The organism is Streptomyces canus (assembly GCF_041435015.1).
Lineage (GTDB): Bacteria > Actinomycetota > Actinomycetes > Streptomycetales > Streptomycetaceae > Streptomyces > Streptomyces canus_G.
Window position 1 is genome coordinate 1,193,633 of the sequence record NZ_CP107989.1, and the last position, 17,630, is coordinate 1,211,262.

Annotated in this window: 15 protein-coding genes and 1 pseudogene; 8 read left to right on the forward strand and 8 right to left on the reverse strand. The window is 70.4% G+C overall.

Features of this window, described 5'->3' with window-relative positions; translation table 11 throughout:
• The first annotated feature begins 35 nt into the window (after window positions 1-35).
• From OG841_RS05625 to OG841_RS05635, 3 genes and pseudogenes are all read left to right on the forward strand, one after another.
• Window positions 36-3,233 carry an RICIN domain-containing protein gene (locus OG841_RS05625; RefSeq protein ID WP_328642491.1) on the forward strand — a complete coding sequence of 1,066 codons (3,198 nt, stop codon included), beginning with the start codon at window positions 36-38 and terminating at the stop codon, window positions 3,231-3,233.
• Window positions 3,234-3,515: 282 nt separating this feature from the next.
• Window positions 3,516-3,710 (forward strand): hypothetical protein, encoded by a 195-nt coding sequence (locus OG841_RS05630; RefSeq protein WP_371563831.1) that lies wholly within the window; start codon window positions 3,516-3,518, stop codon window positions 3,708-3,710.
• A gap of 289 nt (window positions 3,711-3,999) precedes the next feature.
• Window positions 4,000-4,613 (forward strand): annotated as a pseudogene (locus tag OG841_RS05635) (transposase); the annotation flags it as partial.
• A gap of 529 nt (window positions 4,614-5,142) precedes the next feature.
• Here OG841_RS05635 and OG841_RS05640 read toward each other — a convergent pair.
• Window positions 5,143-6,108 carry a pirin family protein gene (locus OG841_RS05640; protein ID WP_328642489.1) on the reverse strand — a complete coding sequence of 322 codons (966 nt, stop codon included), beginning with the start codon at window positions 6,106-6,108 and terminating at the stop codon, window positions 5,143-5,145.
• Window positions 6,109-6,243: 135 nt separating this feature from the next.
• Between OG841_RS05640 and OG841_RS05645 the strand changes: the two genes are divergently transcribed.
• On the forward strand, window positions 6,244-6,726 hold the full coding sequence (locus tag OG841_RS05645; protein ID WP_371563833.1) for a MarR family winged helix-turn-helix transcriptional regulator: 483 nt from the start codon (window positions 6,244-6,246) through the stop codon (window positions 6,724-6,726).
• Window positions 6,723-7,169, forward strand: coding sequence for a MarR family transcriptional regulator (locus OG841_RS05650; protein WP_328642487.1), 447 nt, complete (start codon window positions 6,723-6,725; stop codon window positions 7,167-7,169). The genes OG841_RS05645 and OG841_RS05650 overlap by 4 nt, the downstream gene beginning before the upstream one ends.
• Window positions 7,170-7,188: 19 nt before the next feature.
• Here the strand turns inward: OG841_RS05650 and OG841_RS05655 are convergent, their stop codons facing one another.
• Window positions 7,189-8,586: a PepSY-associated TM helix domain-containing protein gene (locus OG841_RS05655; protein WP_371563835.1), complete on the reverse strand. Its 1,398-nt coding sequence runs from the start codon at window positions 8,584-8,586 to the stop codon at window positions 7,189-7,191.
• 136 nt (window positions 8,587-8,722) lie between these two features.
• On the opposite strand from OG841_RS05655, the gene OG841_RS05660 reads away from it, so the two are divergent.
• Entirely contained in the window at window positions 8,723-9,367 is a 645-nt protein-coding gene (locus OG841_RS05660) for a peptide deformylase (protein WP_328642485.1), read from the forward strand.
• Here the strand turns inward: OG841_RS05660 and OG841_RS05665 are convergent.
• Window positions 9,364-10,803: a dihydrolipoyl dehydrogenase family protein gene (locus tag OG841_RS05665; protein WP_328642484.1), complete on the reverse strand. Its 1,440-nt coding sequence runs from the start codon at window positions 10,801-10,803 to the stop codon at window positions 9,364-9,366. The genes OG841_RS05660 and OG841_RS05665 overlap by 4 nt on opposite strands.
• Before the next feature lie 144 nt (window positions 10,804-10,947).
• On the opposite strand from OG841_RS05665, the gene trxA reads away from it, so the two are divergent.
• Window positions 10,948-11,334 carry a thioredoxin gene (trxA, locus tag OG841_RS05670; protein ID WP_266556282.1) on the forward strand — a complete coding sequence of 129 codons (387 nt, stop codon included), beginning with the start codon at window positions 10,948-10,950 and terminating at the stop codon, window positions 11,332-11,334.
• 17 nt (window positions 11,335-11,351) lie between these two features.
• Here trxA and OG841_RS05675 read toward each other — a convergent pair whose 3' ends face one another.
• The 4 genes from OG841_RS05675 to OG841_RS05690 are packed head-to-tail and all read right to left on the reverse strand — an operon-like array spanning window position 11,352 to window position 15,780.
• Entirely contained in the window at window positions 11,352-12,788 is a 1,437-nt protein-coding gene (locus OG841_RS05675; RefSeq protein ID WP_328642483.1) for a benzaldehyde dehydrogenase, read from the reverse strand.
• A gap of 30 nt (window positions 12,789-12,818) precedes the next feature.
• Complete coding sequence (locus OG841_RS05680) at window positions 12,819-13,997, reverse strand: 4-hydroxybenzoate 3-monooxygenase (RefSeq protein ID WP_365123458.1); 1,179 nt, start codon at window positions 13,995-13,997, stop codon at window positions 12,819-12,821.
• Window positions 13,998-14,014: 17 nt separating this feature from the next.
• Window positions 14,015-15,049, reverse strand: a complete 1,035-nt coding sequence (locus OG841_RS05685; RefSeq protein WP_365123461.1) for a LacI family DNA-binding transcriptional regulator — start codon at window positions 15,047-15,049, stop codon at window positions 14,015-14,017.
• A 59-nt stretch (window positions 15,050-15,108) separates the two neighbouring features.
• Window positions 15,109-15,780, reverse strand: coding sequence for a TetR/AcrR family transcriptional regulator (locus OG841_RS05690; protein WP_365123464.1), 672 nt, complete (start codon window positions 15,778-15,780; stop codon window positions 15,109-15,111).
• Window positions 15,781-15,898: 118 nt separating this feature from the next.
• Here OG841_RS05690 and OG841_RS05695 point away from each other — a divergent pair, with 118 nt between their 5' ends.
• Complete coding sequence (locus tag OG841_RS05695; protein WP_365123467.1) at window positions 15,899-16,462, forward strand: NAD(P)H-dependent oxidoreductase; 564 nt, start codon at window positions 15,899-15,901, stop codon at window positions 16,460-16,462.
• Between the two features lie 148 nt (window positions 16,463-16,610).
• On the opposite strand, the gene OG841_RS05700 is transcribed toward OG841_RS05695, so the two are convergent.
• On the reverse strand, window positions 16,611-17,516 hold the full coding sequence (locus tag OG841_RS05700; protein ID WP_328642478.1) for a LysR family transcriptional regulator: 906 nt from the start codon (window positions 17,514-17,516) through the stop codon (window positions 16,611-16,613).
• Between the last annotated feature and the right edge of the window lie 114 nt (window positions 17,517-17,630).

Sequence of the window (17,630 nt, forward strand, 5' to 3'; positions counted from 1 at the left end):
ACCAGCAAGCCCTATCCCTGAAAGAACGTGAGCACATGCGAAGACTCGAGCAAAGGCGCTCGACCTCACGACGCCTTCTCCACGCCATCAGCAAGACGCTGCTCCCGCTGACCGTCATAGCCGGTGTCACCACCCTGACGGCAACGCCGGCCTCCGCGGCCACCCCCACCCTCACCGTCGACCTGGGCACCACCACCGGAGCCTTCCACGGCGGCGCCTCCGGGGCGCTGTACGGCCTGTACGGCCCGGACGTGCCGACCAACAACCTCATCGAGGGGATGGGGCTCCAGACCACCAACACCAAGGCCCAGGACGGGCAACAGCACCCGGGCTCGGACGCGCTGGAGGTCGCCAAGCCGTTCGTGGACAGCGGCGGCAAGGACGTCATGATCTACATGACGGACGTGTACCGCACGTTCAGCTATGAACGATCCAGCTACTCCGCCTACCAGGCGGCCATGCGGACAGAGATCGAGCAGGTGATGGCCAGTCCGTACAAGGACCGGGTCGTGCTCGTCCCCTACAACGAGCCCGACGGTATGTGGTTCCGTGGGATGCGCACCCAGTCCTCGCCGCTGGCCGCCTTCGAGGCCGAGTGGCTCCAGACGTACAACTTCATCAAGGGCATATGGCCCCAGGCGCGGATAGCGGGCCCCAACCTCTCCAGCTACACCGAGTTCGCTCTCAAGGGCTTCCTCACCTACTGCAAGGCCAACAACTGCCTGCCGGACGTCGTGACCTGGCACACCCTGGGCAGTCCGGCGGACGTGCGCACGACCGTCGACAACTACCGCGCGGCCGAGACCTCGGTGGGCATCCCCTCGCACCTGCCGATCAACCTCAACGAGTACGCCTTCCGGTACCACCTGACCGACCCCGGCCAGATGGTGCAGTGGATCGGGGCCATCGAGGACGAGAAGATCGACGGCAACCTGCCGTACTGGAACATCAACGGCAACCTCGGCGACTCCGCCGCCGCCCAGAACACCCCCAACGCCCAGTGGTGGCTGTACAACTGGTACAGCTCCATGAGCGGTGGCAACACCGTCAAGGTCACCGGTGCCGCGTCCAACGCCGCCTACACCCTCCAGGGCCTGGCGAGCCTGGACACGGCCAAGAAGCAGGCCCGCGTCATCCTCGCCGGGGGCGGCACCAACGGTGACTCCAACACGGTCATCAAGAACATCGACCCCGCGGTCTTCGGCAGTACCGTCCATGTCAGCGTCTTCCAGGACCGCTACAGCGGCTACATCGGCGCGGCGGCCACCCCCACCCGGCTCACCGACGCCGACGTCGCCGTGGGCTCGGACGGGTCGATCACCGTCCCCATCACCCTCGACGCGATGTCCGCGTACCAGGTGATCGTCTCCCCGGGCGGCACCGGCAGCACCACTGCCTCCGACAGCACCTGGAGAGGCACATACGAGGCCGAGAAGGCCACTCTCAGCGGCAGCGGCTACAACATCAACACCGAAGGCACCACCAGCAACCTCGACAAGTTCGCCACCTCGGGCACCAAAGACGTCGGCGGCCTGCGCACCGGCTCGACCACGGTGATCTCCTTCCCCGTCTCCGTCCCCACCACCGGCGACTACAACCTGTCGGTGTTCGGCAACAGCTACGCCAAGGACGCCGACGTCAAGGGCCCGACGAACGTGTACGCGCGGGTCGACGGCGGCGCCTCGACCAGGATCGACATCCCCGTGGGCTTCCAGTGGGTGGTGTGGGGGCACGATGACGCCACCGTGCACCTCACGGCGGGCAGCCACACCATCACCCTGGCCACCACCGGCGACAACGGCGGGGCGACCGTCGGTGACGCCATCATCGACAAGATCGACCTCCAGTACAAGGACGCATCCGTCCAGGGCACCACGCTCTACGAGGCCGAGCAGGCCGCCCTCTCCGACAGCGCCACCGCCACCTACACCTCCCAGGGCCAGTCCGGCGCAGGCGCGGTGAACCTCACCTCCGGCAAGTCCGCGACGTTCTGGGTCTACTCCGCCCGAGACGGATACGCCGACCTGACCTCCCGTTTCCGCAACACCGGCCAGGCCGACCTCACCGTCAACGGCCAGACCGTCAACGACCAGACCCTCTCCGGCGCGACGACCGGCGCCTGGTCCACCTCCACCAACCGGGTGTACCTCAACGGCGGCATCAACAAGGTCAAGGTGACCGGGAGCGGCGGCACCCTGGCCCTGGACGACCTGGCCGTCACCCCGTTCAGCGCCACCGACGCTGTCACCACCGGCAACGTCGTCACCTACCAGGCCGAGAACGGCACCCTCACCGGCACCGCGGCCGCCGACACCACCTACAGCCAGGCCAACGGCGGAGTCGTCACCGGCATCGGCAACGGGACCGCCAACTCCCTCACCCTCAACGTCAACGCGCCCTCGGCCGGCACCTACGCCATGACCATGCGCTACGCCAACGGCGAGGAACTGCCCTCCAACCACTACAACCCCGACCTGTACGCCGAGCACGCCGACGTCAGCGTCAACGGCGGCAGCCCCAGCCGGGTCAATTTCGCCAGCACCCTGCACTGGAACCAGTTCGAGGACTACACCGTCCCCGTCACCCTCACCAAGGGCGCCAACACCGTCAAGTTCACCGCCTCGCAGCTCTACAACTGGGACGGCACCACCATCGGCGTGGTCTCCTCCGGCGGCGGGTCCGACATCGGGCAGCCCCTGCGATCCAGCTCGGCGCCCCACCTCGACCAAGTCTCCTTCGCACCCACGACCCTTCACATCGGCGCCCCGGCCGGCTTCTCCTCCACGGCCGTCGCCCAGCACAGCGGGCTCTGCCTCGAAGACCCCGGCCAGTCCACCGCCAATGGCACCCAATACCAGCAGAACACCTGCGGCACCGGCCAGGAACAGCGCTTCGACTTCCATCCCGTCACCGGCACGACCGACACCTACACGCTCGTCAACCACTCCAGCGGCAAGTGCCTGGACGTCTCGGCCTTCTCGACGGCCGACGGGGCCGCCGTGCAGCAGTGGACCTGCACCGGCGACACCAACCAGCGGTACAAGCTGCGGGCGGTGACCGCACTCGGCAACAGCCACGACTACCAACTCGTCGCCGTGCACAGCGGTAAGTGCGTCGACGTCAGCACCATCTCCACTGCACCCGGCGCCCTCATCCACCAGTGGACCTGCGACGCGCCAAGCGCCCTGACCACCAAGAAGAACCAGATCTGGAGGCTCACCGGCAAGGACTGACCCGACCCATCACCACAACATCACATGACGGGCGTCGGCCCGCCGGCACAGTCCGGCGGGCCGACGCCGTTGACGTCGGTGCCGCGGTCGGCGGGCGTCGTGCCGTCCTGCCACGCGAGGTCTCTACGGTCTTCGAGTCTGCCAAGATTTGCGTTTCTTCGACCTGTCCCCAGGCGATGGCTTCAAGCGGGTAGTGACCGCGCTCACCGGCGCCGTGATCGCGCGAGCCGCAGAGTAGAGGAATGCGGCGAGCCGCCCAAGGAGGTGCTTCCGCTCCGGTCGGTGAGCCGGATCTTGCCGGGCGACGGTTCCCGCTTCGACTACGAGAGCCTCGATGCCGGCCGGGGGCTGCTGTGCATCGCCCACCTCGGCGCGGGCCCGTTCAGCGCCCCTGGCCTCGCCGGCTACCGGGTCGTCGGCACGTCCATGCGCTTGCGGTTCGAACTGCCGCCTGGGCGACCGGAGCCATCCCCATAAGCGAATGCGCGGACGAACAATCGGCCCCTCGTGTGGCAAAGGCAGAGCGGGCGGATCAGCGCCTGGCACCCGAGGCCCGGTCACTGACTGCGTCGAGACGAGCGGCAGTGCTGAGTGATCACCGCGCTTTGGTGTTGGGCGAGGTGAGGTCGGGGGGTAGCCCTTGGCCTCGCGCTTTCATGAGCGTGCTCGTCCATGCCTTGATCAAATAAGCGAAGAGTACTCCTGACCTGCAACGATTGGACTTGTCGAAGGTCCTGATGGCTGCGAGCAAAGAAGCACTCTCCTGGTGAGCAAGGGTATCGAGCTTTACCCGCGTGTCCGCGTCGAGGGCGGTGGCAGGGGGCGGTCTCGCAGGCCGGGTCGGTGTTGTTGGTCGAGACGGTCCGCAAGGTGGGCCTGCACACCGCGATATCGGCGGCACTGGCACCGTGGAGCAAGCCGCGGACCGTTCACGACCTGGCCAAGGTCCTCCTGGATGTCGCGCTCGGAGTCGCTCTGGGCGGGGATTGCCTCGCCGACGTCGCCATGCTGCGGGCCGAACCGGATGTATTCGGCCCGGTGGCATCCGAGCCCACAGTCTCCCGACTCATCGATGCCCTCGCCGCAGCAGGCCCGATGGCGCTCACTGCGATCCGGTCGGCGCGGGCCGAAGTACGGTCGCGCGTCTGAGAACTGGCCGGGGCGAACGCTCCGGCCGCCGACGGGCAGGTGATCGTGAACATCGACGGCGTGCTCGTCCTTGCACACTCCGACAAGCAGGACGCCACCGCGACCTGGAGGAAGACCTTCGGCCACCATCCGCTCGTCGCGCTCGTCGACCACAGCCCAGCCGGGTCCGGAGAGCCGGTGGCCGCGCTGCTGCGGCCCGGCAACGTCGGCGACCAAGATCCGGACCATATTGCGGACCAGCCTCCTTCCGACCGACTCCATGGCCGCCATTCTGGCTGTTCAACGGCTTATCCGGCCTGTACCACCAGCAGACGAAGAACCTGCTGGTGGCCATCCAGCTCAGCCCACCCCGGATCGGACGGACAGTGCGATGCGAGGCGAGTAGCGACGACACCCGGCCCTTGTCGACTGTCCACAAGGCGACAGCGCGAGACCCGGTGATCAGCACCACCGCCTGCCTCAACCACGCGTCTGGTCAGCCCTCCCCGCTCGTCATCAGACCCACGGAAGCCCTGCGCAAGCCACTGGACTTCGAAAGGAACTTCACAACCCGGCCTGACGGAGCGTCAGGAAAGTCAGCAAAGGTCAGCAAGAGCTCTGCCACAGCTGCCCACAGACAGCCACACCGTGGATCCTCCGCCCACCCCCGCCCGAGACGGCAACGCGGTCGACCGCCGTCCAGCAAGCGGTCGCCCGCCGGAGGCACAGCCAGGCCGCGCCCCACTCGACTGCGTCACCAACACGCAGGCGTTCCTGCAGGTCAGCGCACCCTACCCCGCGGCTTCAACGGCACGGGCGGCAACTCCGGAGCAGGCAACGGTGCGCCGTCGTATCCCTTGACCTCACCGAACCGTGTGCCTTCCATCCAGTCCTGACGCGCCTGTGCGATCTCTTCTTGGGACCGCCCGATCCAGTTCCAGAACATGACGAGCTCCTCCTCGAACGGCTCGCCGCCCAAGAGCATCAGGCCCGCGTCCGACTCGGCGCGCAGCGGGAGTTCGGTGCGGCCGCAGCCGAGGTAGAGCATCGAGCCGGGCAGCAGCGGCACCCCGTCCACGTGGGCCTCGCCGGACATGGACAGGACGGCGTACTCGAAGTCCGGTACCAGGGGCAGTCGTACGTCCGCGCCGCGGGCGAGGGCCAGGTCGGCGCCGACGATGGGGGTGTACGCCGTTCCGGGCGAGCGCGCGCCGTCGAGGTCGCCCAGGATGAGCGTGGCCGTCAGGCCGGGTGCCGTGATCTGCGGCAACTCGGCGTGGTGCTCGAAGCGCGGGTCGGTGTGGCGGTGCCCGTCCGGCAGGGCGACCCAGAGCTGGGCGCCGTGCAGGAAGCGGGCGTGGGACTTCGGGCTCTCCTCGGAGTGGCTGATCGCGCGGCCGGAGGTCATCAGGCCCAGCTCACGGGGGCGGATGGTCTGGAGGCTGCCGGTGGAGTCGCGGTGCAGCACCTCGCCGTCGTGCAGCCAGCTCACCGTCTGCAGGCCCATGTGCGGGTGCGGGGGCACCTGCATGCCCGGCTCGTCGGCGATGTCGTCGGGGCCGTAGTGATCGACGAAACACCAGGCGCCGACCATGCGGCGGCCCAGGTTGGGAAGAAGCCGTCGTACCTCACTGGACTCGCCGAGCTTGACGCGCCGAGGGCTGAGGAGTTCGCGCACGGGTTCCGCCACCACGAAGCCGCGGCCGCCGCACAGGGCGGGAACCGGCTCGCGATCAAGATTGCTCATGACGCCCAACCTAGACCCGTGAGGCGATTTCCGTCAGGTCGTCCCTCCGGGCTCCGCGACGGTCGTTTCGCGGGCCGCCCGTGTCCGGTCCGAAAATAGTAGCCATGGACATAGTAGCCATGTACTGTATCGGGCATGAGTACGGCATCCGAGGGCGCGACGCCCGGTTTCCTGGTCTGGCGACTGTCGATGAAGTGGCGGGTCGCGGTGGACCGCGCGGTGGCGCCGCTCGGCCTGACCCACGCCCAGTACTCGCTGGTGGCATCGCTGTACGGCATGCAGCGCGCCGGTGAACGCCCGAGCCAGCGACGCCTCGCCGACCGGACCGGCCTCGAACCGCTCTACGTCTCCAAGCTGGCGCGCTCCCTGGAGAGCGCCGGGCTCCTGGAACGCACCCGGGACCCCCGCGACCCGCGCGCGGTGCAACTGGCGCTGACCGAGGAGGGCCGTGCGCGGACGCTGCGGGCCATCAAGGTCGTCCAGGGACTCCTGGAGCAACTGCTGGCACCGCTCGGAGGCCTGGACAGCGCGCGCACGCGGGAGTTCCAGCGCGAGTTGGCGACCCTGCTCGACGCACCTCTCGACCCGACGAACGAGATTCTCGAGGAGCAGTCATGACCACCACCACTCCCGTCCTCAACCCCCGCGTCATAGCCCTGGCCCACTACGCCGCCCGCGGACTTCTCGAGCACGTCCTGGCCCGCCACGGCGCGACCTTCCAGCAGTCCGTCACCCTGCGGCTGGCCGCCGTCGCCGAGGGCCCGGTCGAGCGTGACCGCATCGCCGAGGACCTCGTCGGCGCACTGAAGATCGAGGCGACCGAGGCGCACTCCGTGGTCGACGAGCTGATCTCCGCGGGACTGCTGGCTGCCCGTGAGCCGTCCCAGGTGCGGATCACGGACACCGGACGGCAGTTGTTCGAGACGACGTCCGCCGAGACCGCCCCCATCACCGCCCGGGTCTACGCCGGCATCCCCGAGGAGGACCTCGCGGTCGCCGGCCGTGTACTGAGCCTCATCACCGAGCGGGCCGACGAGGAACTCGCCGTCCTGAACAAGTAGCGGGACACCCACGTACGTCTCAGGGCGCCGCCACGCCCTTCTTGCCCCGCCGATGGGCGACCTCGCCGAGGATCACGTCGGCGACGATGAATCCGGCCAGCGGTATGCCGAGCAGCGGCACGAAGTAGCCGAGGACGGCGACAACCACTACGCCGGGCACCAGGATCTGCGGCGGGACCTGCTGCCAGGCGCCGCGCGGGATCGGCCGGCCGAAGGCGGAGCCGCGGCCGCGCTGCCACCACATGCGGTAGCCCCACACGATCAGCAGGACCAGCGACAGCGCCAGGAGCATCAGGGCGATCTGGTTGACCAGCCCGAACAGGACGCCGGTGTGCAGATCGATGCCCCAGCGGGTCAGCTTGGCGAGCAGCGGGTAGTCGGCGAACCGCAGCACGTCGGTGACCTCGCCGGTGGTCGGGTCGACGGCGACCGCGTCCTGCTTCTCGGGCCAGCTGCGCTGCACCTGCCGTACGACATAGGTCGACGACTCGTCGGCGGGCGGGACGATCTCGACGGGGTCGCCGAGCCCTTCGGTACGGGCGGCGGCCAGCACCTTGTCGAGGCCGACACCGTGTTCGGCGCCCCCGGCCGAGGCGGACGCGCCGTGGCCCGAGTGGTCGCCGCCCGCGGCCGCGGAGACCGATGGCGTGGACTGGCCCAGCGAGGTGCGGAGTTCGTCGATGTTGGCGCCGGCGTAGGTCGACCAGGTCAGTCCGGTCGCCGACAGGAAGATGAAGCCGGCCGCGGCCCATACGCCGACGCTGCCGTGCAGTCCGAGGGTGCGGCGCCGCCCGCTGGTGCCGCGGACCTTGCGCAGGGCGCGGCGGCGGGAGAACCACAGCACGATGCCGCCGCCCGCGATCACCCACAGCCAACTGGCGGCGAACTCGCTGTAGAGGCGGCCGTTCTCGCCGAGGTGGAGGTCGCGGTGGAACTCGTCGATCCAGGTGCGCAGCGGCAGCGCGCCGGTGGAGCCGTACTGCTCGAGCGCGCCGCGGACCTTGCCGGTGTACGGGTCGACGAACACGGCGAGGGTGTGGTTCGGGTCCACTCCCTTCACCCCGGACAACAGCACCCTGGTCGTCGCGTCGTCCTCAGGGGAAGGACGTACGGCCGAGACGGTGCCCTCGGGGTGGGCCTTGCGCGCGGCGGCCACCTGCTCGGAGATGGGCACCTTGCTGTCGCCGACGGCGGCGACGGTCATCTGGTCCCGGTAGACGATCTTCTCGGCCTGGAAGGCACCGGCGTACAGGAAGCCGGTGACGGCGGCGATGAGGAGGAAGGGGGCGACGAACACGCCGGCGTAGAAGTGCAGGCGCAGCACGAGCGGGCGCAGCGGGGCCCATCTGCTGGGGGCCGGCGGCGCGGCGGCCGGTTGCGGGGCCTCGTCGGTGGTCGTCGAGGGGGCGAGGGACATCGGCGGCTTCTCCGAGGGCTGGGGACGGTAGCGGTCCAGTAGTCGGAGGAAGGAGGCATCGAGTTCCCGGCACTCGAAGTGACCTGCATCACATGGGCAGCGCGCAGCTCGCCTGGTCCCGTGGCATCCTGGCGCGATGGCAACTCCGAGTCATCGCGCGCCCCTTGCCGAGCTGGTCGAGGAACTCCTGGCCACCGACGGTCCGCTGCCGATCGTGGCGGCCGGCGAACCGGTCCTGCGGCGCGCCACCGAGCCGTACGACGGCCAGTTGGACACCGCGGTCCTGTCCCGTTTCGTCGAGGCCCTGCGCGTCACCATGCACGCGGCGCCCGGCGTGGGCCTGGCCGCCCCGCAGGTGGGGGTGCCCCTGCGCATCGCGGTCGTCGAGGATCCGGCGCCCGTACCGGAAGAGGTGCGAAAGGCGCGTGGGCGGGTGCCGCAGCCGTTCCGTGTACTGGTCAATCCGTCGTACGTGCCCTTCGGCACGGAACGGGCCGCGTTCTTCGAGGGCTGTCTGAGCGTGCCGGGCTGGCAGGCCGTGGTGGCACGGCCCGCTCAGGTGCGACTGACATGCGAGGACGAGAACGGCCGCCCGGTCGACGAGGTGTTCAGCGGCTGGCCCGCACGGATCGTCCAGCACGAGACGGACCATCTCGACGGCATGCTGTACCTCGACCGCGCCGAGCTGCGCTCGCTGTCCTCGAACCAGGCGATGGCCGAGCGGTGGACGCAGCCGACACCGGAGCAGGCGGCCGCGTCCCTCGGCTTCGAGCTGCCCTAGTTGTCCCGGTAGGCCTCGAGGAGCCGCAGCCACACCTCGCTGATCGTCGGGTACGACGGGACCGCGTGCCAGAGCCTGCTGATCGGGACCTGGCCCGCGACCGCGATCGTCGCGGAGTGGATCAGTTCGCCGACGCCGGGGCCGACGAAGGTGACGCCGAGGAGGATCTCGCGTTCCAGGTCGACGACCATGCGGGCCCGCCCCCGGTAGCCGTCGCCGTAGAGGCCGGCGCCCGACACCGAGGCGAGGTCGTAGTCGACCGCGCGGACCCGGTGGCCCGCCTGTTCGGCCTCCGCCAGGGAGAGGCCCACCGCGGCGGCCTCCGGGTCGGTGAAGACGACCTGGGGTACGGCGTCGTGGTCGGCGGTCGCGGCGTGGGCGCCCCAGGGATCCGCCTGGACCGGGGCTCCGGAGGCCCGGGCGGAGATCGCCGCGCCCGCGATGCGCGCCTGGTACTTGCCCTGGTGGGTGAGGAGCGCGCGGTGATTGACGTCGCCGACCGCGTAGAGCCAGTCGCTGCCGGTCACCCGGAGGCTGTCGTCGACCTCCAGCCAGGTGCCGGGCTCCCGGCCGATCGTGTCCAGGCCGATGTCGTCGGTGCGCGGGGCGCGTCCGGTGGCGAAGAGGATCTCGTCCGCCTCGATACGGTCGCCGGTGGCGGTGACGACCACGACCGTGCCGTTCTCGCGGGTGACCGTCTCGACCGACGTGCCGGTGCGGACGTTCACGCCCGCCTCGGTGAGCGCCTCGGCGACGAGTTCGCCCGCGAAGGGCTCCATACGGTTGAGCAGACCCTTCCCGCGCACGAGAAGGGTGACCTGCGAGCCGAGCGCCTGCCAGGCCGTGGCCATCTCGGTGGCGACCACTCCTCCGCCGACCACGACAAGCCGCCCGGGCGCCGCCTTCGCGCTCGTGGCCTCGCGGCTGGTCCACGGCTTGACCTCGTCGAGGCCCGGCAGGTCCGGCAGGACGGCCCGGGTGCCGGTGCAGACGGCCACGGCGTGCCGGGCGGTCAGCACCTTCCGTACGCCGTCGGGACCGGTGACCGTGACCGTGCGCTCTCCGGTGAGACGGCCGTGGCCGCGGTACAGGTCGGCGCCGATGCTCTCCAGCCAGCCGATCTGGCCGTCGTCCTTCCAGTTCGAGGTGAAGTAGTCCCGGCGTGCGAGGACCGCGGCCGCGTCGAGGGGGCCCTGCACCGCGGCGCTCAGGCCGGGCAGGCGGCGCGCGTCGGCCTGGGCGATCACCGGCCGCAGCAGGGCCTTGCTGGGCATACAGGCCCAGTAGGAGCACTCTCCGCCGACCAGCTCGCTCTCCACGACCGCGGTGGACAGACCGGCCGCGCGGGTGCGGTCGGCCACGTTCTCCCCCACGGGCCCGGCACCGAGCACCACTACATCGTAGGTACTGGAGGCGATGTTTTCCGTTTCCGTCATGGGCCCAGTCTGGTGGGTGGTGTGCGCTCGGGCCACCAGGGGTACGCGCGCCGCATACCGAGTGGTGACAGCTGTGGAATACCCGGCGCGCAGGCCGTGTTGTGCCGACGGCTTCGCTCCGAGACCAGGAAGAGGGATCACGTCATGAGCAGCACCGTGGAGCTCACCAAGGAGAACTTCGACCAGACGGTCACGGACAACGAGTTCGTCCTGATCGACTTCTGGGCGTCGTGGTGCGGCCCGTGCCGCCAGTTCGCGCCGGTCTACGAGAAGGCCGCCGAGGACAACCCCGACCTGGTGTTCGGCAAGGTGGACACCGAGGCGCAGCCGGAGCTGGCCGCGGCCTTCGGTATCCAGTCGATCCCGACACTGATGATCGTCCGCGACCAGGTCGCGGTGTTCGCCCAGCCGGGCGCGCTGCCCGAATCCGCCCTGACGGACGTCATCGGGCAGGCCCGCAAGCTGGACATGGCCGAGGTCCGCAAGGCCGTGGCCGAGCAGCAGGCCCAGGCCGAGCAGAACGGCGAATGACCCCTGACGAGTAACCCCTAGAAGGGGTAGGTCGCCACGTCCGCGCGTACCGTCGTCCAGCGCACGTCGGTGAAGGCCTCCACATTGGCCTCACCGCCGAAACGGGCGCCGGTGCCGGACGCGGCGATACCGCCGAAGGGCGCGACCGCCTCGTCGTTCACGGTCTGGTCGTTGATGTGCACGATGCCGGTGGGGATCCGCTCCGCCAGGTCGAGACCGCGAGCCGCGTCCCCGGTGACGATGCCGAGCGAGAGGCCGTAGGGCCCCGCGGCGGCCAGTGCGGCGGCCTCGTCGACCGTGCTGAAGGACCGTACGGGTGCGACGGGGCCGAACACCTCCTCCGCGTAGGCGGGTGTGCTGTCGTCGAGGCCGGCGAGGACCGTCGGGCGGTAGAAGAGCTTCTCGTGCGTGCCGCCGGCGGCCAGCTTGGCGCCCTGGGCGGTGCTGGCCTCGACCAGGCCGCGCACCTTGGCGAGCTGGTTGTCGTCGATGATCGGGCCCAGGTGGACCTGCTCCCGGTTGGGGTCGCCGACGGCGAGGGAGTCGGCCTTGGCGGCCAGGCGCTCGACGTACTCCTCGTACAGCGAGTCGTGGACGAGGTGGCGGCCGGTCGTCATGCAGATCTGGCCCTGGTGGAAGAAGGATCCCCAGGCCGCCGTGGAGATGACGGCCTCGATGTCGGCGTCCTCCAGGACGATCAGCGCGGAGTTGCCGCCGAGCTCCAGGTGGGCGCGCTTGAGGTGCCGTCCCGCCGCCTCCCCCACCGCGCGGCCCGCCGCGGTCGATCCGGTGAAGGAGATCACGGGCACGCGCGGGTCGGCGACCAGGGCCTGGCCGACGTCGGGGCCGCCGGGCAGAACATGGAACAGCCCCTCGGGCAGCCCGGCCTCGGCGAGGACGGCGGCGAGCGAGAGGCCGCCGCAGACCGCGGTGCGCGGGTCCGGCTTCAGGATCACCGCGTTGCCCAGCGCCAGGGCCGGGGCGACGGAGCGGATCGAGAGGATCAACGGGGCGTTGAAGGGCGCGATCACGCCCACGACGCCGACCGGGACCCGGCGCGTGTAGGACAGGCGGGGCGCCTCGCTGGGCAGGACCTGGCCCGCGGGGCGGGAGGCGAGGGCGGCGGCCTCGTAGCACTCCTGGGCGGCCACGTGCAGTTCGAAGTCGGCCTTGCCGGGGATGGACCCGGACTCGCGGACGAGCCACTCGCGCAGTTCGTCTGCGTGGGCGGAGAACAGGTCACCGGCCTTGCGCAGCACCCCGGCCCGCACGAAGTGCGGGAGCCGGGCCCATTCGGTCTGGGCGGCACGGGCGGCCACCGCGGAGCGCTCCACGTCCTCGGCGCCGGCGAGGGTGACGGTGGCGAGTGTGTCGCCGGTGGCGGGCTCGGTGACGGCGTACTCAGGTCCCGACAGGGGGTGGGGCTGCCAGCTCTTGGGGTCGAGCAATGACATGACGGCTCTCCGTTCGATCACCGGTGGGACTCACACGGGGAGCGGTAGTCCCGTGTAGTTCGCGGCCAGTTCGGCGGCCGCGTGGCGGGATGCGGTGATGCGGCGCAGCCGTGCGAGCTGCATCCGGCTCTCGAACGCATCCCCATTTGGTTGAGCGTGCAACATCCTAGTCATGTCGTACGAGAAGCGCGTGGCCTGCCACACACGAGAAAGACACACCTTCGAATACGCGTCGATCAGTCGTGTCGATCCTGTGCGGTGCAGTTCGGTCAGGGCCCGGGCGAGTACGGATACGTCGGACACGGCGAGGTTGAGGCCCTTGGCCCCGGTCGGCGGCACGATGTGCGCGGCGTCGCCGGCCAGCACGAGACGTGCGTGCCGCATCGGTTCGTGGACGTAACTGCGCATCGGCGTAACCGACTTGGCGGTGATCGGGCCGCGTTCCAGCCTCCAGTCGGCGTCGATCGCGAAGCGCGCGGCGAGCTCGTCCCAGATCCGCTCGTCGGACCAGTCGTCGGGATCGGTGCCGTTGGGGACCTGGAGGTAGAGCCGGGAGACGGCGGGTGAGCGCATGCTGTGCAGGGCGAAGCCGTGCTCGCCACGGGCGTAGATCAACTCCTCGCAGGACGGCGGGACATCGGCGAGGATCCCGAGCCAGGAGTACGGGTAGTCGTGCTCGTACGTCCGGCTCGTCGCCGCCGGGAAGGCCTCCCGGGAGATACCGTGGAAGCCGTCGCAGCCCGCGATCCAGTCGCAGGTCAGCGTCTGTTCGCGGCCCTCGTGCAGGAACCGCACGACAGGGGTGTCGCTCTCCGGCTTCTCGACCGCCAGAGCCTTGGCCCCGAACAACAACGGTGGCCCCTCGGCCAGTTGGAGCGCGACGAGATCCTTCACGATCTCGGTCTGGGCGTAGATCGTGACCGTACGGCCACCGGTGAGGTCGGGGAAGTCGATGTGGTGCCGTTCCCCCGCGAACCGCAGCTCGATGCCCCGGTGGACCAGCCCCTCGGTCTCCAGACGCTCGGCGGCGCCGCACGCGCGCAGCGCGTCGACCGTGCCCTGCTCCAGCATCCCGGCACGCTGACGGTGTTCGACGTACTCCCGCGTCCTGCTCTCCAGGACCACACAGTCGATCCCCGCGCGGTGCAGCATGCGGGCGAGAAGCAGTCCGGCGGGGCCGCCGCCGATGATCCCGACCGTGGTGCGCATGGGCAGGCCTCCCTGCGTCAGCTGGAGTCGCGGTGCACCACCGTGGCACCCAGCACCGTGTGCGTCTCGGTCGCGGCGCCCGGTTCGCGCACCGCGCGGTCGACCAGTTCGGCGAGGTCGCGGCCGGACGGCAGCTCGAGATGGACCGTGCTCAGCCGGGGCCGCAGCAGTCGGCCGAGGAGCAGATCGTCGGCGCCGATCACCGCGGTGTCCTCCGGGATGCTGATGCCCTCGTCCTGGAGGGCACGCATTAACAGCATCGCGTACTCGTCGTTGTACGCAAACACGGCGTCGAGTCCGAGGTCGCGCCAGCGGACGGCGAGCTTGGCCGCGGCCTGCTCCTCGTAGGCGAGGGGGAGCTCGGTCAGCGTGGCGTCGGTGCCGTGCAGGGCCCTGCGCACACCTGCCAGCCGGGGCAGCGAGAAGGCCTCCAGGCCGGACTCCTCGGGCACCACCACACCGATGCGGCGCCGGCCGCGGGCGTACAGGTGGGTGGCGGCACCGTGGCCGACGCCCGCGTGGTCCATGAGCAGGGCGTGGGCCCCCTCGACCGCCTCGGGGCCGAGGGTGACCACCGCCCGGGCACCGGAGCGCCGGAGCAGGGCCACGCCCTGCGGGCCGAGTCCCGCGCCGGGCACCAGGACCGCCACCGGGCGCAGCTCGGCCCAGGCGCGGGCGGCCTCGTCGCCCTGCAGGCCGACGCTGCCGTACTGCACGACGGTGTAGTCCAACCGGCCCAGGGCCCACTGGAGTTCACTGATGAACTGGCTGTAGAGCGGGCCGACCGGGATGGACGGGGCGGGCATCAGGACCATCCGGCTGTGGCCGGCGCGCAGGCTGCGGGCGGCCGCGTGCGGCACGTACCCGAGTTCCTTCGCGGCGTCGTGGACGCGGCGGCGCGTGGGCTCGCTGATCCGGACGGCGCTGGTGTTGTTGAGGACGTAGGAGACGGTCGCTCGGGAGACGCCGGCCAGGCGGGCCACATCGGCGCTCGTGGGAACCGAGCGCGTCGCCGGGGAAACGGGCGCGGGCGTTTTCGGTATCTGCACCATGACGGTCGTCATCTTTGCAGAAGCTGTGACGGTGTACCGGACCGGGGCGAGGCCCGAACTCACTGCCGCGGATCGGTGCAGGTGAGCCGGGCGACGAGGTCGTCCCAGCCCTTCTCCAGGCGCTCCAGCGGCATGGCGCACCTCCGGGTGAGGTGATGGATGGTGGCGGGATCGAGGTAGCCCATGAGGGCCTGGGCGAGCAGTTCGCAGTCCGCTTCCGGGCGTGCCTGGCGCAGCAGCAGGGTCACATGGCTGTGGTGCACCCGGCGGGGCGCGGGGGTGAAGCGGCGCTCCGGGCTCGGCTCGGCGGCCAGCATCAGGTCCATCTCGTCGCCGGACCGGCGCAGGAGGGCGTGGCCGAAGGCGCGCAGGCGATCGGCGGGCGGGGCGCCGGGGCCGAGCGGGGCGGGGCCGCTGAGGAAGGCCGCCTGGAAGTTGCGCTCGGAGTGGTCGAGCAGTGCCGTCAGCAGGCCGGTGCGGTCGCCGAATCGGCGGAAGACGGTGCCCTTGCCGACCGACGCGGCCGCGGCCACCGCCTCCATCGTGACCCCGGCCGCCCCGTGCTCCGCGACCAGGCGGGTGGCCGCCTCCAGGAGCCGGGCCCGGTTGCGCGCGGCGTCGGCACGCAGGCAGGGCTCGTCCTCGGGGAGCCCGAGCTGGAGCAGCTCGGGCTCCCCGCTGGAATCCGGGGGGGTCGGCAGCGGTGACAAGGGCGGCAGAACGGCGGACATGAACTAAGCGTAAAGCAACGGGAAGAAACTGGACCGAGGTCCGGTTAAGGGGGTACAACTTTAAGCGGACCTCGGTCCGCATCATTACGGCAATGTTTCACCCTCCCTTGGAGTTCGCATGCCTGTTCGCATTCTCGCGCTCGTCGGAAGCCTTCGCGCCGGTTCGACCAACCGCCAGCTCGCCGAGGCGGCCGTCAAGCACGCCCCCGAGGGCGCGGAGGTCGTGCTCTTCGAGGGCCTCGGCGAGATTCCCTTCTACAACGAGGACATCGACGTGGAGGGCAGCGTCCCCGCGGCCGCCGCCAAGCTGCGTGAGGCCGCGCAGGCCTCCGACGCGTTCCTGTTCTTCTCCCCCGAGTACAACGGCACCATCCCGGCCGTGCTGAAGAACGCCATCGACTGGCTGTCGCGTCCGTACGGCGCCGGCTCCTTCGCCGGCAAGCCGGTCGCCGTGGTCGGTACCGCGTACGGTCAGTTCGGCGGTGTGTGGGCGCAGGACGAGACCCGCAAGTCCGTGGGCATCGCCGGCGGCAAGGTGCTCGAGGACGTCAAGCTGTCCATCCCGGGTTCGCTCGTGCGGTTCGCCGAGACGCACCCGGCCGACGACGCCGAGGTCGCGGCGCAGCTGGCCGAGGTCGTCGCGCGGCTGCACAGCAACGCGGGTGAGGTCGCCGCGGCCTGACCTGCGGCGCAAAGCGGGGGTCGGGGTCTTGTACTCCGGCCCCCTTTCGTTTGCCTGCGGGCCCGTGGGGGCTGGTCGCGCCCACGCGGCGGAGCCGCATATCGACACAGCCCCGCGCCCCTTCGGAGCGCGCCTCCCTCGCCCCGCCTCACCCCACTGCCGTGGGCGCCAGTTCCCGTAGAGCTTCCAGCGCCGCCGCGATCGCCGGGCGTTCGTGCGCTCCGCCGCGCGTGCAGGTGAGGAGCTTGCGATGGGGGTTGCCGTCGCAGCGCACCCTTGAGATCGGCAGATGGGGCGTCAGATGGGCCAGGCGGGGGATCAGGGCGACGCCCAGGCGGTGGGCCACCAGGTGCGCCGTGACGTTCCAGTCCAGGGCGTGATGGACCACGCTCGGGGTGAAGCCGGCCGCGCCGCAGGCCGAGAGCACATGGGGGCGGCAGGGGCTGTCGGGGACCGGGGCGATCCAGTCCTCGTGCGCCACCTCCGCCAGGTCGGCGTGCTCGCGTCCGGCGAGGGGGTGGTCCGCGGGGACGACCAGGTCGAACGGGTCGTCCAGCAAGGGCTGTTGGTCGTATCGGACGTCACTCATGGGCGGGTTGTACGGGGTCGCCTCCACGACCGCCAGGTCGATCTCCCCCTCGAAGAGCAGGTCGAAGCTCTCCGTCACGCCCAACTCCTGGATGCCGACGGTCAGTCGGGGATGCCGCTCACGCAGCCGGACCGCCATGGGGGCGAGCAGCACGGACACGGCGACCGGGAAACCGCTCACCCTGAGCGGTCCGGCGGGCTCGCTGTGGTCGGCGCGCAGATCGAGTTCGGCCTGGTCCCAGCGCGCCTGGATGGCGTCGGCGTGCGCGAGCAGGCTCTCGGCGGCCGGGGTGAGACGGATCCCGCGGCCCTGGGGTTCGAGGAGGTCGACGCCCAGGTCGCGGGCGAGTTGGCGGATCTGCTGAGAGGCTGCTGACGGGGTGAAGTGCAGGGCGCGGGCGGCCGCGGTGACGGTGCCGTAGTGGGCGACCGCCCTGAGGACGTGGAGCCGGCGCAAGTCAATCATGAAGCCCACGCTTCAAGGTCGGATCCAGAAAGTCAACCTGGACGTGAACGAAGACTCCGCTGCACCCTGGGTTGTGTCGCGACGGCCGCAACCGCCACGAGGTACGAGGAGTCA

Excerpts from the sequence above, each read along its gene's own strand:
- OG841_RS05625 (WP_328642491.1), top strand. The coding sequence starts at position 36 with ATGCGAAGACTCGAGCAAAGGCGCTCGACCTCACGACGCCTTCTCCAC.
- OG841_RS05640 (WP_328642489.1), bottom strand. The coding sequence starts at position 6,108 with ATGAGCAATCTTGATCGCGAGCCGGTTCCCGCCCTGTGCGGCGGCCGC.
- OG841_RS05645 (WP_371563833.1), top strand. The coding sequence starts at position 6,244 with ATGAGTACGGCATCCGAGGGCGCGACGCCCGGTTTCCTGGTCTGGCGA.
- OG841_RS05650 (WP_328642487.1), top strand. The coding sequence starts at position 6,723 with ATGACCACCACCACTCCCGTCCTCAACCCCCGCGTCATAGCCCTGGCC.
- OG841_RS05655 (WP_371563835.1), bottom strand. The coding sequence starts at position 8,586 with ATGTCCCTCGCCCCCTCGACGACCACCGACGAGGCCCCGCAACCGGCC.
- OG841_RS05660 (WP_328642485.1), top strand. The coding sequence starts at position 8,723 with ATGGCAACTCCGAGTCATCGCGCGCCCCTTGCCGAGCTGGTCGAGGAA.
- OG841_RS05665 (WP_328642484.1), bottom strand. The coding sequence starts at position 10,803 with ATGACGGAAACGGAAAACATCGCCTCCAGTACCTACGATGTAGTGGTG.
- trxA (WP_266556282.1), top strand. The coding sequence starts at position 10,948 with ATGAGCAGCACCGTGGAGCTCACCAAGGAGAACTTCGACCAGACGGTC.
- OG841_RS05675 (WP_328642483.1), bottom strand. The coding sequence starts at position 12,788 with ATGTCATTGCTCGACCCCAAGAGCTGGCAGCCCCACCCCCTGTCGGGA.
- OG841_RS05680 (WP_365123458.1), bottom strand. The coding sequence starts at position 13,997 with ATGCGCACCACGGTCGGGATCATCGGCGGCGGCCCCGCCGGACTGCTT.
- OG841_RS05685 (WP_365123461.1), bottom strand. The coding sequence starts at position 15,049 with ATGGTGCAGATACCGAAAACGCCCGCGCCCGTTTCCCCGGCGACGCGC.
- OG841_RS05690 (WP_365123464.1), bottom strand. The coding sequence starts at position 15,780 with ATGTCCGCCGTTCTGCCGCCCTTGTCACCGCTGCCGACCCCCCCGGAT.
- OG841_RS05695 (WP_365123467.1), top strand. The coding sequence starts at position 15,899 with ATGCCTGTTCGCATTCTCGCGCTCGTCGGAAGCCTTCGCGCCGGTTCG.
- OG841_RS05700 (WP_328642478.1), bottom strand. The coding sequence starts at position 17,516 with ATGATTGACTTGCGCCGGCTCCACGTCCTCAGGGCGGTCGCCCACTAC.